Origin of the sequence: Pseudomonas sp. NPDC087029 (assembly GCF_044745345.1) — a bacterium.
GTDB classification, from domain to species: Bacteria; Pseudomonadota; Gammaproteobacteria; order Pseudomonadales; family Pseudomonadaceae; genus Aquipseudomonas; species Aquipseudomonas faucium.
The window spans coordinates 509,262-522,788 of the sequence record NZ_JBIVAB010000001.1 but is presented as its reverse complement, the minus strand read 5'-3'; the positions used below and the strand labels follow the sequence as shown (position 1 = coordinate 522,788).

Here is a 13,527-nt window from a genome sequence, read left to right as displayed (position 1 = left end):
GCCGGCAAGCCGGCTCCCACAGGTACCCCACTGCTTTCAAATGCAGTGGTGTGCCTGTGGGAGCCGGCTTGCCGGCGATGGGGCCGGTGCAGGCTTACGCCGGCGCCGAAGTGCGAATCAGGTGATCGAACGCCGCCAGCGATGCCTTGGCACCCTCGCCCACAGCAATGACGATCTGCTTGTACGGCACCGTGGTCACGTCACCCGCGGCAAACACGCCGGGGATGTTGGTCGCGCCCTTGGCATCGACGATGATCTCGCCACGCGGCGACAGCTCGACCGTGCCCTTGAGCCAATCGGTGTTCGGCAGCAGGCCGATCTGCACGAAGATGCCTTCCAGCGCCAGGTCATGCACTTCATCTGTGCTGCGATCCTTGTAGCGCAAGCCCGTCACCTTCTCGCCATCGCCCAGCACCTCGGTGGTCAGCGCGCGGGTGATGACCTTGACGTTGGGCAGGCTGTGCAGCTTGCGCTGCAACACCGCATCGGCGCGCAACTGGCTGTCGAACTCGATCAGCGTCACCTGGGCGACGATACCGGCCAGGTCGATGGCCGCTTCCACGCCGGAGTTGCCGCCGCCGATCACCGCCACGCGCTTGCCCTTGAACAACGGGCCGTCGCAGTGCGGGCAGTAGGCCACGCCACGGGCGCGGTACTCCTGCTCGCCGGGTACGTTCATTTCACGCCAGCGGGCGCCGGTAGCCAGGATCACGGTCTTGGCCTTGAGCGAGGCACCACTGGCCAGGCGCACTTCGTGCAGGCCGCCGTCGGTGGCCGGGATCAGCGCTTCGCCGCGCTGCAGGTTCATGATGTCGACGTCGTACTGCTTGACGTGCTCTTCCAGCGCCGTGGCCAGTTTCGGCCCTTCGGTTTCCTGCACCGAGATGAAGTTCTCGATGGCCAGGGTGTCGAGCACCTGGCCGCCGAAACGCTCGGCGGCAACGCCGGTGCGGATGCCTTTGCGCGCTGCGTAGATGGCGGCCGCAGCGCCTGCCGGGCCACCGCCGACCACCAGCACGTCGAAGGCGTCCTTGGCGTTGATCTTCTCGGCCTGGCGGCTACCGGCATTGGTGTCGATCTTGCCGAGAATCTCTTCCAGGCCCATGCGGCCCTGGCCGAACAGTTCGCCGTTCAGGTAGATGCTTGGCACCGCCATGATCTTGCGTGCGTCGACTTCGTCCTGGAACAGCGCGCCATCGATGGCCACGTGACGCACGTTGGGGTTGAGCACCGCCATCAGGTTCAGCGCCTGGACCACATCCGGGCAGTTCTGGCACGACAGCGAGAAGTAGGTTTCGAAGGTGAACTCGCCTTCCAGCGCCTGGATCTGTTCGATGACCTCGCTGCTGGCCTTGGAGGGGTGGCCGCCGACTTGCAGCAGCGCCAGCACCAGCGAAGTGAATTCGTGGCCCATGGGGATGCCGGCAAAACGCAGGGAAATGTCCGCACCCGGGCGATTGAGCGAGAACGATGGACGACGGGCGTCTTCACCATCCGCGCGCAGGGTAATGAGGTTCGACAGGCCGGCGATTTCCACCAGCAGGTCGTGCAATTCGCGGGACTTCGCGCCGTCGTCGAGGGAAGCAACGATCTCGATCGGCTGGGTGACCCGCTCCAGGTAGGTTTTCAGTTGCGATTTAAGCGTGGCGTCCAACATACGGGCGATTCCTTTTTTCAATCTTCACAAACAAAAACGCCCAGGCACTAGCGCCCGGGCGTTTGACGGGGCGATGAAAGCTTCAGCTTTGGCGGCTGCTCACCGCCCGCGACTGGCTCACGGTCTTAGATCTTGCCGACCAGGTCCAGCGATGGCGCCAGGGTGGCTTCGCCTTCTTTCCACTTGGCTGGGCACACTTCGCCTGGGTGGGCGGCCACGTACTGGGCAGCCTTGACCTTGCGCAGCAGCTCGCTGGCGTCACGGCCTACACCGCCGTCGTTGATTTCGACGATCTTGATCTGGCCTTCCGGGTTGATCACGAAGGTACCGCGATCGGCCAGGCCGGCTTCTTCGATCAGCACGTCGAAGTTGCGCGAGATGACGTGGGTCGGGTCACCGATCAGCGGGTACTTGATCTTGCCGATGGTGTCCGAGGTGTCGTGCCAGGCTTTGTGGGTGAAGTGGGTGTCGGTGGACACACCGTAGATTTCCACGCCCAGCTTCTGGAATTCGGCGTAGTTGTCGGCGAGGTCACCCAGTTCGGTCGGGCAGACGAAGGTGAAGTCGGCCGGGTAGAAGAACACGACGGACCACTTGCCCTTCAGGTCGGCTTCGCTTACCTGAACGAATTCGCCGTTGTGGAAGGCGGTGGCGTTGAACGGTTTGACCTGGCTGTTGATGATAGGCATGAGAGACGCTCCTTCATGGGGTTGAAATCAGTTGACGGAGAGAATCCTAACCGCTGGTCCCGATAAAGGCTCATTGGTAAAGCTCATGCTTGCGATTGGTTTTGGCTATAAGCGCGGTTTATTAATAGAAGGGATTGCGCTGAGCAAAGGATTGCGGGCCAAGCTGCAGGCCCCATCGCTGGCAAGCCAGCGCCCACAGGCACAGCGCAGGCTTTGAGAACTGCGCTGTAGCTGTGATGGGGCCAGTGGGGCTTAGCGAGTGACGGCGCGCATGGTGACGAACTCTTCGGCGGCCGTTGGATGCACGCCAATGGTTTCGTCGAATTGCTGCTTGGTCGCGCCGGCCTTCAGGGCAATGCCCAGGCCCTGGATGATCTCGCCGGCATCCGGCCCGACCATGTGGCAGCCCAGGACCTTGTCGGTCTCGGCATCCACCACCAGCTTCATCAGGGTCTTTTCCTGGATGTCGGTGAGGGTCAGCTTCATGGCGCGGAAACGGCTCTCGAAGACCTGCACCTTGTGCCCGGCCTGCAGCGCCTGCTCTTCGGTCAAGCCCACGGTGCCGATCGGTGGCTGGCTGAACACCGCGGTCGGGATGTTCTGGTAGTCCACCGGGCGGTACTGCTCGGGCTTGAACAACCGGCGTGCCACGGCCATGCCTTCGGCCAGGGCCACCGGGGTGAGCTGCACGCGGCCGATCACATCGCCGATGGCCAGGATCGACGGGGCGGTGGTCTGATACTGCTCATCCACACGGATGAAACCGCGCTCATCCAGCTCCACCCCGGTGTTTTCCAGGCCCAGGTTGTCGAGCATCGGGCGCCGGCCGGTGGCATAGAACACACAGTCGGCCAGCAACTCGCGGCCATCCTTGAGGGTGGCCTTGAGGCTGCCGTCCTCGAGCTTGTCGATACGCTGGATGTCGGCGTTGAACTGCAGGTCCAGGCCGCGCTTTTCCAGCTCTTCCTTCAGGTGGGTACGCACCGAGCCGTCGAAACCACGCAGGAACAGGTCGCCTCGATAGAGCAAGGTGGTCGCCGCGCCCAGGCCCTGGAAGATGCCGGCGAACTCCACCGCGATGTAGCCACCGCCCACCACCAGTACGCGGCGCGGCAGCGCCTTGAGGTAGAAGGCCTCGTTGGAGGTGATGGCCAGTTCCTTGCCCGGGATGTCGGGCACCTGCGGCCAGCCGCCGGTGGCGATGAGGATGTGCTCGGCGCTATAGCGCTGGCCATCCACTTCCACTTCGTTGGGCCCGGTGATACGCGCGTGGCCTTGCAGCAAGGTCACGCCGCTGTTGACCAGCAGGTTGCGATAGATGCCATTGAGGCGCTCGATCTCGCGGTTCTTGTTGGCAATCAGCGTGCCCCAGTCGAAATGCCCTTCTTCCAGGGTCCAGCCGAAGCCTGCGGCCTGCTCCAGCTCATCGGCGACGTGGGCGCCATACACCAGCAGCTTTTTCGGCACGCAGCCGACGTTGACGCAGGTACCGCCCAGGTAGCGGCTTTCGGCCACTGCCACCTTGGCACCGAAGCCCGCGGCGAAACGCGCCGCACGTACACCGCCGGAACCGGCACCAATCACGAACAGATCAAAATCGTAGGCCATGTATTCAGTCTCCTTGGCTGGCGCCCAGCATACCGCCGTTGGCAGCCGCAAACAAAAAAGCCACCCCGAAGGGTGGCTTTATCGACCTGGCGTGGCGAATCAGTATGCCTTGCCGGTCTTGTAGTAGTTCTCGAAGCAGAAGTTGGTGGCGTCGATGTAGCCCTCGGCACCGCCGCAGTCGAAACGCTGGCCCTTGAACTTGTAGGCGATCACGCAGCCGTTCTGCGCCTGCTGCATCAGCGCGTCGGTGATCTGGATCTCGCCACCTTTGCCCGGCGGGGTGTTCTTGATGATGTCGAAGATATCCGGGGTCAGGATGTAGCGGCCGATGATCGCCAGGTTCGACGGGGCGTCTTCCGGCGCCGGCTTCTCGACCATGTTGGTCACGCGGAAGATGTCTTCGCGGATCATGTCGCCGGCGATGACGCCGTACTTGTTGGTTTCCTGCGGATCGACTTCCTGGATGGCGATGATCGAGCAGCGGAACTGGTTGTACAGCTTGACCATCTGGGTCAGTACGCCGTCGCCTTCCGGGTTCACGCACAGGTCGTCAGCCAGCACCACGGCGAACGGTTCGTCGCCGATCAGCGGGCGGCCGGTCAGGATGGCGTGGCCCAGGCCTTTCATTTCGGTCTGGCGGGTGTAGGAGAACGAGCACTCGTTGAGCAGGCGACGGATACCGACCAGGTATTTTTCCTTGTCGGTGCCCTTGATCTGGTTTTCCAGCTCGTAGCTGATGTCGAAGTGGTCTTCCAGGGCGCGCTTGCCGCGGCCGGTGACGATGGAGATCTCGTTCAGGCCGGCGTCCAGCGCCTCTTCAACGCCATACTGGATCAGTGGCTTGTTGACCACCGGCAGCATTTCCTTGGGCATGGCTTTGGTAGCAGGCAGGAAGCGGGTGCCGTAACCGGCTGCCGGGAACAAGCATTTCTTGATCATAAACGTCCTTAAACAAAGGCTGGGCCTGTGGAATTCGGCGCAGTCTAATCAGGCGGCAGTCACCTTACAATGCCCCCGCCCGTGGCTGACTGGTGCCAACATAGAGATAACCCAGTGTAGATAGTTCCGGCGGATCGTGAATATTGCCTTTGGCGATGACGACCGGCAGGCGCAACCCCCGCCTTGCAAGGGGCTGCGCCGCAATCCAGGCACCTGGCGCGGCCGCTCAACTACCGCTGCCGCGCCCGATCAGCACACCGTCGACCTGCTGGCCGTAGAGGTTGACCCCGTCGTTGGCGTGAAACTTCAGCCGGGTCTTTTCGATCGAGCCTTCCACCAGGCGCGGGTCCTGCGGCCGCTCATGGCGGTTGACCCAAGCGGCTACGTCCCAGGCCTGCTGGTCGCTCAGGCTGCCGGGCTTGCCCAGGGGCATGTTGTACTTGATGAACGACGCCGCCGTGTTGATCCGGTGCATGCCGGCACCCCAGTTGTAGGAATCCTTGCCCCACAGCGGTGGCATCACATAGTCACCGGCCACTTTCTGGCCTTCGCCATTGTCGCCGTGGCAGATCGCGCATTGCGCCTGGTAGACCGCCTCGCCGCGCTTGAAGTCGTAGCCACCCTTGGGCTGCGGCACATCGGGGTAGCCACGCCCGGCGATTTCCACGCCGGTGGGCGCCTTGGTCGACAGCCAGTAGGCGTACACCGACAACGCCGTCATCTGCGGGCTGTCGGCAGCCGGCGGCTTGCCGTTCATGCTGAACTGGAAGCAGCCCTGGATGCGCTCGGCGTAGGTGTTGACCTTGTCGTTTTTCTTGCGATACGCCGGGTACATCGGGTACGCGCCCCACATCGGCGCGGAATGGGCCAGGCGACCCTGGTCGAGGTGGCAGTTGCTGCAATTGAGGCCGTTGCCGACCGCCTCGGGCATCAGCCGGCGGGTGTCGACGAACAGCGCATGGCCTTCGCGCACCATCTTGCCGAAGGCGTTGTCCGGCAGCTCGCTCTCGGCCGGCGGCGCGAACTGCGCCGAGGCCTCGGCACCGGGCACCTGCAGCTGGGACTGGTCTTCCATGGCGATGGGCGCGGCCACGGCATGGCCCATGGCGGCGAGCAACAGGGTGGGCATCAGTGCTCTCATGGCTTGGCCTCCGGGCTGACGGGGTTGGCAAAGTACTCGGCGATCGCCTTGACCTCGGCATCGGTCATGGCCTTGGCCACGCCGACCATGAGCTGGTTGGGGTCGTTGCTGCGGCTGCCGTCGCGCCAGCCGTTGAGCTGCGCCATCAGGTAAGGCGCAGGTTGCCCGGCCAGGGGCGGAAAGTGCTCGCCGACGCCGCTGCCGCCTGGGCCGTGGCATTGCACGCAACCGGGTATCTGCCGGCTCCAGTCGCCGTAGAGGGCCAGGCGTGCGGTGGGGTTGTCGGCTATCTGCTGGCGGCGCTGGTCCGGCGCGGGGTCACTGGGCAGGCTGGCGAGGTAGCTGCTGACGGCAGTGATTTCATCGTCGGTCAGGGCCTTGGCCAGCGGCTCCATCACCGGCTGCTTGCGCGTGCCGTTGCGCCAGTCATGCAATTGCTTGCTGAGGTAGCCTGCGGGCAGGCCGGCCAGGCGGGGGAAGCCGGCAGCGGCGATGCCTTTGCCGTCCGGGCCGTGGCAGCTTGAGCAAGCCATGGCGGCGGGGTTGGCCCCGCCCTGGGTGAAGATCTTCTGGCCATCGGCGGCATGCGCCGCAGGCCAGGCCAGGATCAGCAGGCTGCCGATCACGACGCGACTCATCGGGGTCATCACGAAACTCCATTTCTTTTGTTATAAGCTTAAGCTTAAAAAACATAAGCAAATGGATACTAGCCCCGTAAGCGAATGTGCAACAGCGCTCGCTCAGGCCAAGGCCTTGCTAAGCGCGCATTACTTGCGCCAGGTCAATTGCCTGAAATGCATTTGGTCGCAGCCGTGCGCACGTCACCCAGGCGCAGCGGGAAGTTGTTCAGCCGCTCGTGCAGCTTGATGCTGCTGCCGCTGCCGCGCTTTTCGATATCCACCAGCGCCGCCGGCCCGCTGCCGGCCGAGAGCTTCTGCGGCACGATCAGGCGCAAGCCGTCATCACGCTTTTCTTCGACCAAGGGGTCGCGGCTGTCTGCCAGGTGCTGCTTGACGCAGTCGGCATATTCACGCGGCGTCTTGCCAGACATCACATCGAGGGTTTCGTGGGATTGCTCCAGCTCCGAAACACTGACACACCCTCCCAACGTCAAGGCCAACGCCGCTACCATCCACTTCATTTGTCGCACCTCTGCTGTCAAGAATTCGCTATGACAACGCCCAGGCGTTTTTGCTCCCCGCTTTGGCAGAATTATCCGCGCCCGCTTCAGCCGGTGCGCCAGCCTGTGGCGACATCGTGGTATCGTTCGCCTTTGCAGAACCAGACTTTGCGGAGCACCCCATGAAATTCGTACACCAGCGCGAGCACTTGAACGAGGACGACATCGTCGTCATCGAGTGTTCCCAGCGCTGCAACATCCGCCTGATGAACGACGCCAACTTCCGCAGCTTCAAGAATGGCGGCCGGCACACCTACCACGGTGGCCACTTCGAGCGTTTCCCGGCCAAGATCACCGTGCCCAGCACCGGCTTCTGGAACATCACCATCGACACCGTGACCACCCGCCCGATCTCGGTAACGCGCAAGCCAACCTTGACCCACAAGATCAAGATCATCCGTCGCTCGTCGTCGAAACTCAGATAAGACTGCCATGACCCAGAACATCAAGTACGTCATCAAATACAAGCTCGACGGCGAGCGCCGCTGGGATTTCGCCGTGATGCCCGACGCCTCGCACGAGCAGGCGCTCGATGCCCTGCGCAAGATCCACGGCGACGACGCCGAGAAGATCACCGACATCCAGGTCAGCAAGGCCCTGTAACCCACACACTGCGCGCAAGGAGAACCGCATGAGCAACTGGCCCGACCATCGTATTCTCGATCTTCTGGGCATCGAGTTGCCCATGCTCCAGGCGCCCATGGCCGGAGCCGGCGGCTCGGCCATGGCGATTGCCGTGGCCAACGCCGGCGGGCTCGGTGCCCTGCCCTGCGCCATGCTCACCGGCGAGCAGGTGCGCGGCGAAATTGCCGCCTTTCGCGCCGCCTGCCCGGGGCGGCCGCTGAACCTCAACTTCTTCTGCCACCAGCCCCCGGCGCCAGATGCCGAGCGCGCCGCGCAGTGGAAGCAGGCGCTCAAGCCTTACTACGAGGAAGTCGGCGCCGATTACGAGGCGCCCACCCCGGTCTCCAACCGTGCCCCCTTCGATGAACAGAGCTGCCAACTGGTCGAGCAACTGCGCCCGGAAGTGGTGAGTTTTCACTTCGGCCTGCCGGCGCCTGCGCTGCTGCAGCGGGTCAAGGCGACAGGTGCCAAGGTGCTGTCCAGCGCCACCACCGTGCAAGAGGCCGTCTGGCTCGAGGCCCACGGCTGTGATGCGATCATTGCCATGGGTTATGAAGCCGGCGGCCATCGCGGCATGTTCCTCAGCGACGACATCACCAGCCAGATCGGCACGTTCGCCCTGGTGCCGCAGATTGCCGATGCGGTGCGCCTGCCGGTGATTGCCGCAGGCGGCATCGGCGACCATCGCGGCCTGGTCGCGGCGCTGGCCCTGGGTGCCAGCGCCGTGCAGCTCGGCACCGCCTACCTGTTCTGCCCGGAAGCCAAGGTTTCTGCGGCCCATCGCCGCGCGCTGGACAGCGCGCCCGCCAGCGACACGGCGCTGACCAACCTGTTCACCGGGCGCCCGGCACGCGGCATCAACAACCGCATCATGCGCGAGCTGGGGCCGATGAGCGCGCTGGCGCCGCGCTTCCCACTGGCCGGTGGCGCGCTGATGCCGCTGCGGGCGATCACCGACCCGCAAGGCAACAGCGATTTCAGCAACCTGTGGGCAGGCCAGGCGCTACGCCTGGGCAAGGCGATGCCAGCCGAGCAACTGACCCGCCAGATCGCCGAACGCGCACTGGCGCAGCTCAATCGGTAAAGCGCGCGCAAGGCCACTGCCACCTGCAAATCCGCATGATTCAGCCCCTTCCCGACAAATGGCCTATCGCTATATAGTTCACGCCATAACGATAACCACCCCAAGGAGCTGTTCATGCGTATCCGCTTGCCTTACCTGGCCGTCACCGCCCTCGCCAGCCTGATTTCCCTCAACAGCGCCTGGGCCGACGAGGTGCAGGTCGCGGTCGCCGCGAACTTCACAGCGCCGATCCAGGCCATCGCCAAAGACTTCGAGAAAGACACCGGCCACAAGCTGGTCGCCGCCTACGGCGCCACCGGGCAGTTCTACGCCCAGATCAAGAACGGCGCGCCGTTCGAGGTGTTCCTGGCCGCCGACGACAGCACCCCGAAAAAGCTCGAAGAAGAAAAGGAAATCGTCCCAGGTTCGCGCTTCACCTACGCCATCGGCACCCTGGCGCTGTGGTCGGCCAAGGAAGGCTACGTGGACGCCAAGGGTGACGTGCTGAAGAAGAACGAATTCAAGCACCTGTCCATCGCCAACCCGAAAGCCGCGCCTTACGGCCTGGCCGCCACCCAGGTGCTGGACAAGCTGAAGCTGACCGAAGCCACCAAGGGCAAGATCGTCGAAGGCCAGAACATCACCCAGGCCTTCCAGTTCGTCTCCACGGGCAATGCCGAACTGGGCTTCGTCGCCCTGTCCCAGATCTACAAGGACGGCAAGGTCACCAGCGGCTCGGCCTGGATCGTGCCGGCCAACCTGCACGACCCGATCCGCCAGGACGCCGTGATCCTCAACAAAGGCAAGGACAGCGCTGCGGCCAAGGCCTTGGTCGAATACCTCAAAGGCCCGAAAGCCGCTGCGGTGATCAAGTCTTACGGTTATGAACTCTGATGCCACTTGACGCCAGTGACCTGGGCGCGATCTGGCTGACCCTTAAACTGGCCAGCCTGACCACCCTGATCCTGCTGGTCGTCGGCACGCCCATCGCCTGGTGGCTGGCGCGCACGCGCTCCTGGCTACGCGGGCCGGTGGGCGCGGTGGTGGCCTTGCCGCTGGTGCTGCCACCGACGGTGATAGGCTTCTACCTGCTGCTGGCCTTGGGCCCGCACGGTTGGATTGGCCAGGCCACCCAGGCCCTGGGCCTGGGTAGCGTGGTGTTCAGCTTCGCCGGCCTGGTGATCGGCTCGACGGTGTATTCCATGCCGTTCGTGGTGCAACCGCTGCAAAATGCCTTCACCGCCATCGGCCAGCGCCCACTGGAAGTGGCCGCGACGCTGCGCGCCAGCCCCTGGGACACTTTCGTCCATGTGGTGCTGCCGCTGGCCCGCCCCGGTTTCGTCACCGCCAGCATCCTCGGCTTTGCCCACACCGTGGGCGAGTTCGGCGTGGTGCTGATGATCGGCGGCAATATCCCTGACAAGACCCGCGTGGTTTCGGTGCAGATCTTCGATCACGTCGAGGCCATGGAGTATTCACAAGCCCACTGGCTGGCCGGTGCCATGCTGGTGTTCTCGTTCCTGGTGCTGCTCCTGCTGTATGCCGGGCGCCGCGGCAAGACCGGCTGGAGCTGAAATGAGCGGATCGATTGTGGCGCGCCTGCAACTGGCGCGCGACGACTTCACCCTGGATGTCGACCTGCAGCTGCCCGGTCGCGGCATCAGTGCACTGTTCGGCCACTCAGGCTCGGGCAAGACCTCGGTGCTGCGCTGCCTGGCCGGGCTGGAGCGCGCGGCCAAGGCCTATATCGAAGTCAATGGCGAGGTCTGGGAAGACAGTGCCCGCGGCTACTTCCAGGCGCCGCACCTGCGCCCAGTGGGCTACGTGTTCCAGGAAGCCAGCCTGTTCCCGCACCTGTCGGTGCGCGGCAACCTGGAGTTCGGCTGGCGCCGCATCGCCGCCAGCGAGCGCAAGGTCGGCCTCGACCAGGCCTGCCAACTGCTGGGCATCGGCCACCTGCTCGAACGTCGGCCGGCCACCTTGTCCGGCGGCGAGGCGCAGCGCGTGGGGATCGCCCGGGCGCTGCTCAGCAGCCCGCGCCTGCTGCTGATGGACGAGCCACTGGCTGCCCTCGACGGGCCACGCAAACGCGAGATCCTGCCTTACCTTGAGCGCCTGCACGACGAGCTGGACATCCCGCTGGTGTACGTCAGCCATGCCCAGGACGAAGTGGCGCGCCTGGCCGACCACCTGGTGCTGCTCGAACAAGGCCGGGCCATGGCCAGCGGGCCGATCGGCGAAACCCTTGCCCGCCTCGACCTGTCGCTGGCCCAGGGCGAGGACGCCGGCGTGGTGATCGAGGGCATGGTGGTCGGCCACGACCCGCACTACGACCTGCTCGACCTGCGCCTGCCCGGCAGCATAGGGCCGCTGCTGCGCATCGCCCACCCGGCGCACAGCATGGGCAGCACGCTGCGGGTCAAGGTGCAGGCCCGCGACGTCAGCCTGGCGCTGATGGCCGACGGTACCTCGAGCATTCTCAACCGGCTGCCGGTGCGGGTGCGCGAAGCGTGCCCGGCAGACAACCCCGCCCATGTGCTGGTGAGCCTGGATGCCGGTGGCAACGCCTTGCTGGCGCGCATCACCCGCTACTCGGCCGACCAGCTCGGCCTGCACCCCGGGCAGGCCTTGTATGCGCAGATCAAGTCGGTGGCACTGTTGGGCTGAGCATCGGCGGCGCGGCTGTTGTCCATTGATCAGTGACCTGATCGAGGTGTGCCGACGATGCTCGACTGCAGCTTGCCGCCCAGCCTGCACTATGTTGACGACAGCCAGCCCGGCCTCAGCCGCAAGCTCTGGCGCGGGCGCTTCATCTACCTGGATGCTCAAGGCCAGCGCATCCGCGACAGCCAGACCCTGGCGCGCATCGCGGCGCTGGTGATCCCGCCGGCCTATACCGATGTGTGGATCTGCGCCGACCCGCAGGGCCATCTGCAGGCCACCGGCCGCGATGCCCGTGGGCGCAAGCAGTACCGCTATCACACCCAGTGGCGCGAACTGCGCGACGAGCACAAGTACGGGCGCATGCTGGCTTTCGCCCAGGTACTGCCCAAACTTCGTGCTCAGCTGGAACTGCACCTGGCCCGCCCAGGCCTGGACCGGGAAAAGGTCATGGCCCTGGTGGTCAGCCTGCTCGACCACACGCTGATCCGCATCGGCAACCAGCGCTACCTGCGCGACAACAAGTCCTACGGGCTGACCACCCTGCGCAACCGCCACGTCAAGGTCGAGGGCAGTACCATCCGTTTCCAGTTCCGCGGCAAGCGCGGCGTGGAACACGATGTGACCCTGCGCGACCGGCGCCTGGCGAACCTGCTCAAACGCTGCATGGAGCTGCCTGGGCAGGCGCTGTTCCAGTACCTGGACGAAGACGGCCAGCGCCACAGCGTGGGCTCCAGCGAGATCAACCAGTTCTTGCAGCAGCTGACCGGCGCCGACTTCACCGCCAAGGACTACCGCACCTGGGCCGGCAGCAGCCTGGCGTTGAGCCTGCTCAGGCCGCTGGCCTGGGAGCCGGAAAGCGAGGCCAAGCGCCAGGTCAGCAGCATCGTCAAGCAGGTGGCCGCACGCCTGGGCAACACGCCGGCGGTGTGCCGGCGCTGCTACATCCACCCGGCGGTGCTGGAGCATTACGCCCTGGGGCGGCTGCCTAACTTGCCTGGCCGCCGAGTGCGCAAAGGGCTGGATCCGGAAGAAGTCGCGCTGCTGTTGTTTCTGCAGGCGCTGGAGGAATCGGCTGATGATTGAGCTGGGCTATCTGACCAATGATGCAGAGAAATTTCCCATACGCCTCGAACCCCCCTATCCTTGCCACCGAGCACCTTCGTCGACACACCAGTGGCGCACTGAATCGGCACCTGCGACTAAAGACACACGACAGTTTTTATATTTCGGGGAATTACTATCCGCCGAAAGCGTCTTTAATGAGAAGGAAGAGGGACAGGCTCCCACCGCCACGGCACTGGCCAGGCGGATTTCTATATCACCAAGGAGAACTACATGCTGATACTCACCCGTAAGGTTGGCGAAAGCATCGTCATTAACGATGACATCAAAGTCACCATTCTGGGCGTCAAAGGGATGCAGGTGAGGATTGGCATCGATGCACCAAAAGATGTCCAGGTGCACCGTGAGGAAATCTTCAAGCGCATCCAGGCCGGCAACCCGGCACCGGAGAAGCACGACGACCAGCACTGACCTGCCGGCTACCTGACAGTCGCACGGACGCGCCTGCTCGCAACGCACCAAGGACCGGCCCGCTGGCCGAGCCTCAGGTGCCCAGCAACTCGCGCACCTTGGCGATCATCCTGTCCATGTCGAAGGGTTTGTCGAACACCGCGGCGAACAGTTCCGGGCGTCCTTGGCTGGCCTGGGCGCCGCTCATGAGGATCACGGGCAGGTCCGGCAGCACCAGCTCCTCGCGAATCGCCACCACCAATTCCTCTCCGTTGAGCACGGGCATCATGTAGTCGGTGATGACCAGCTCCACGCGCTTTTCCTTGAGCGCTTCCAGGGCTTTGCGTCCATTGCTCGCCTTCTCCACCAGAAAGCCTTCATCCTCCAGGGCGAAGCCCAGGATATCGGCAATCAGGTATTCGTCATCGACGATCAGGATGGTATTCATCT

The 13,527-nt window shown here is 64.2% G+C and carries 16 protein-coding genes; 8 read left to right on the top strand and 8 right to left on the bottom strand.

All coding sequences use genetic code 11. The features are described from left to right. Nucleotides 1-94 precede the first annotated feature (94 nt). The 7 genes from ahpF to ACIPG5_RS02375 form a co-directional block, all read right to left on the bottom strand. Nucleotides 95-1,657, bottom strand: coding sequence for an alkyl hydroperoxide reductase subunit F (ahpF, locus tag ACIPG5_RS02405; protein ID WP_401373126.1), 1,563 nt, complete (start codon nucleotides 1,655-1,657; stop codon nucleotides 95-97). A gap of 125 nt (nucleotides 1,658-1,782) precedes the next feature. Next, nucleotides 1,783-2,346, bottom strand: coding sequence for an alkyl hydroperoxide reductase subunit C (gene ahpC / locus ACIPG5_RS02400; RefSeq protein ID WP_008090543.1), 564 nt, complete (start codon nucleotides 2,344-2,346; stop codon nucleotides 1,783-1,785). 252 nt (nucleotides 2,347-2,598) lie between these two features. Further along, nucleotides 2,599-3,954, bottom strand: coding sequence for a glutathione-disulfide reductase (gene gorA / locus ACIPG5_RS02395; protein ID WP_401373124.1), 1,356 nt, complete (start codon nucleotides 3,952-3,954; stop codon nucleotides 2,599-2,601). Between the two features lie 99 nt (nucleotides 3,955-4,053). Next, entirely contained in the window at nucleotides 4,054-4,893 is an 840-nt protein-coding gene (galU, locus tag ACIPG5_RS02390) for a UTP--glucose-1-phosphate uridylyltransferase GalU (protein ID WP_176515059.1), read from the bottom strand. Between the two features lie 226 nt (nucleotides 4,894-5,119). Continuing rightward, entirely contained in the window at nucleotides 5,120-6,034 is a 915-nt protein-coding gene (locus ACIPG5_RS02385; protein ID WP_286912170.1) for a c-type cytochrome, read from the bottom strand. Then, nucleotides 6,031-6,681 carry a cytochrome c gene (locus tag ACIPG5_RS02380; protein ID WP_236235413.1) on the bottom strand — a complete coding sequence of 217 codons (651 nt, stop codon included), beginning with the start codon at nucleotides 6,679-6,681 and terminating at the stop codon, nucleotides 6,031-6,033. The genes ACIPG5_RS02385 and ACIPG5_RS02380 overlap by 4 nt, the downstream gene beginning before the upstream one ends. Nucleotides 6,682-6,815: 134 nt before the next feature. Then, entirely contained in the window at nucleotides 6,816-7,175 is a 360-nt protein-coding gene (locus ACIPG5_RS02375; protein ID WP_286912169.1) for a hypothetical protein, read from the bottom strand. A gap of 161 nt (nucleotides 7,176-7,336) precedes the next feature. Between ACIPG5_RS02375 and ACIPG5_RS02370 the strand changes: the two genes are divergently transcribed. From ACIPG5_RS02370 to csrA, 8 genes are all read left to right on the top strand, one after another. Further along, complete coding sequence (locus tag ACIPG5_RS02370; RefSeq protein ID WP_039602623.1) at nucleotides 7,337-7,639, top strand: DUF1883 domain-containing protein; 303 nt, start codon at nucleotides 7,337-7,339, stop codon at nucleotides 7,637-7,639. Between the two features lie 7 nt (nucleotides 7,640-7,646). Next, complete coding sequence (locus ACIPG5_RS02365) at nucleotides 7,647-7,817, top strand: hypothetical protein (RefSeq protein ID WP_176515065.1); 171 nt, start codon at nucleotides 7,647-7,649, stop codon at nucleotides 7,815-7,817. Nucleotides 7,818-7,845: 28 nt separating this feature from the next. Then, complete coding sequence (locus ACIPG5_RS02360) at nucleotides 7,846-8,922, top strand: NAD(P)H-dependent flavin oxidoreductase (protein WP_401373120.1); 1,077 nt, start codon at nucleotides 7,846-7,848, stop codon at nucleotides 8,920-8,922. A gap of 114 nt (nucleotides 8,923-9,036) precedes the next feature. Further along, nucleotides 9,037-9,795, top strand: coding sequence for a molybdate ABC transporter substrate-binding protein (modA, locus tag ACIPG5_RS02355; RefSeq protein WP_176515067.1), 759 nt, complete (start codon nucleotides 9,037-9,039; stop codon nucleotides 9,793-9,795). Beyond that, on the top strand, nucleotides 9,795-10,475 hold the full coding sequence (gene modB, locus ACIPG5_RS02350; protein ID WP_176515068.1) for a molybdate ABC transporter permease subunit: 681 nt from the start codon (nucleotides 9,795-9,797) through the stop codon (nucleotides 10,473-10,475). Before modA ends, modB begins: the two co-directional genes overlap by 1 nt. A 1-nt stretch (nucleotide 10,476) precedes the next feature. Continuing rightward, nucleotides 10,477-11,568 (top strand): molybdenum ABC transporter ATP-binding protein, encoded by a 1,092-nt coding sequence (gene modC, locus ACIPG5_RS02345; protein ID WP_286912167.1) that lies wholly within the window; start codon nucleotides 10,477-10,479, stop codon nucleotides 11,566-11,568. A 57-nt stretch (nucleotides 11,569-11,625) separates the two neighbouring features. Further along, a complete protein-coding gene (locus ACIPG5_RS02340; protein ID WP_236235419.1) occupies nucleotides 11,626-12,648 on the top strand; it encodes a DNA topoisomerase IB in 1,023 nt (340 codons plus the stop codon). Between the two features lie 252 nt (nucleotides 12,649-12,900). Beyond that, nucleotides 12,901-13,098, top strand: coding sequence for a carbon storage regulator CsrA (gene csrA / locus ACIPG5_RS02335; RefSeq protein ID WP_008089330.1), 198 nt, complete (start codon nucleotides 12,901-12,903; stop codon nucleotides 13,096-13,098). 73 nt (nucleotides 13,099-13,171) lie between these two features. On the opposite strand, the gene ACIPG5_RS02330 is transcribed toward csrA, so the two are convergent. Further along, nucleotides 13,172-13,525, bottom strand: coding sequence for a response regulator (locus ACIPG5_RS02330; RefSeq protein WP_176515072.1), 354 nt, complete (start codon nucleotides 13,523-13,525; stop codon nucleotides 13,172-13,174). Nucleotides 13,526-13,527: the final 2 nt, after the last annotated feature.

What these genes read in the sequence shown, in the direction of transcription:
- ahpF (WP_401373126.1), bottom strand. Translation starts at nt 1,657, where the DNA reads ATGTTGGACGCCACGCTTAAATCGCAACTGAAAACCTACCTGGAGCGG.
- ahpC (WP_008090543.1), bottom strand. Translation starts at nt 2,346, where the DNA reads ATGCCTATCATCAACAGCCAGGTCAAACCGTTCAACGCCACCGCCTTC.
- gorA (WP_401373124.1), bottom strand. Translation starts at nt 3,954, where the DNA reads ATGGCCTACGATTTTGATCTGTTCGTGATTGGTGCCGGTTCCGGCGGT.
- galU (WP_176515059.1), bottom strand. Translation starts at nt 4,893, where the DNA reads ATGATCAAGAAATGCTTGTTCCCGGCAGCCGGTTACGGCACCCGCTTC.
- ACIPG5_RS02385 (WP_286912170.1), bottom strand. Translation starts at nt 6,034, where the DNA reads ATGAGAGCACTGATGCCCACCCTGTTGCTCGCCGCCATGGGCCATGCC.
- ACIPG5_RS02380 (WP_236235413.1), bottom strand. Translation starts at nt 6,681, where the DNA reads ATGACCCCGATGAGTCGCGTCGTGATCGGCAGCCTGCTGATCCTGGCC.
- ACIPG5_RS02375 (WP_286912169.1), bottom strand. Translation starts at nt 7,175, where the DNA reads ATGAAGTGGATGGTAGCGGCGTTGGCCTTGACGTTGGGAGGGTGTGTC.
- ACIPG5_RS02370 (WP_039602623.1), top strand. Translation starts at nt 7,337, where the DNA reads ATGAAATTCGTACACCAGCGCGAGCACTTGAACGAGGACGACATCGTC.
- ACIPG5_RS02365 (WP_176515065.1), top strand. Translation starts at nt 7,647, where the DNA reads ATGACCCAGAACATCAAGTACGTCATCAAATACAAGCTCGACGGCGAG.
- ACIPG5_RS02360 (WP_401373120.1), top strand. Translation starts at nt 7,846, where the DNA reads ATGAGCAACTGGCCCGACCATCGTATTCTCGATCTTCTGGGCATCGAG.
- modA (WP_176515067.1), top strand. Translation starts at nt 9,037, where the DNA reads ATGCGTATCCGCTTGCCTTACCTGGCCGTCACCGCCCTCGCCAGCCTG.
- modB (WP_176515068.1), top strand. Translation starts at nt 9,795, where the DNA reads ATGCCACTTGACGCCAGTGACCTGGGCGCGATCTGGCTGACCCTTAAA.
- modC (WP_286912167.1), top strand. Translation starts at nt 10,477, where the DNA reads ATGAGCGGATCGATTGTGGCGCGCCTGCAACTGGCGCGCGACGACTTC.
- ACIPG5_RS02340 (WP_236235419.1), top strand. Translation starts at nt 11,626, where the DNA reads ATGCTCGACTGCAGCTTGCCGCCCAGCCTGCACTATGTTGACGACAGC.
- csrA (WP_008089330.1), top strand. Translation starts at nt 12,901, where the DNA reads ATGCTGATACTCACCCGTAAGGTTGGCGAAAGCATCGTCATTAACGAT.
- ACIPG5_RS02330 (WP_176515072.1), bottom strand. Translation starts at nt 13,525, where the DNA reads ATGAATACCATCCTGATCGTCGATGACGAATACCTGATTGCCGATATC.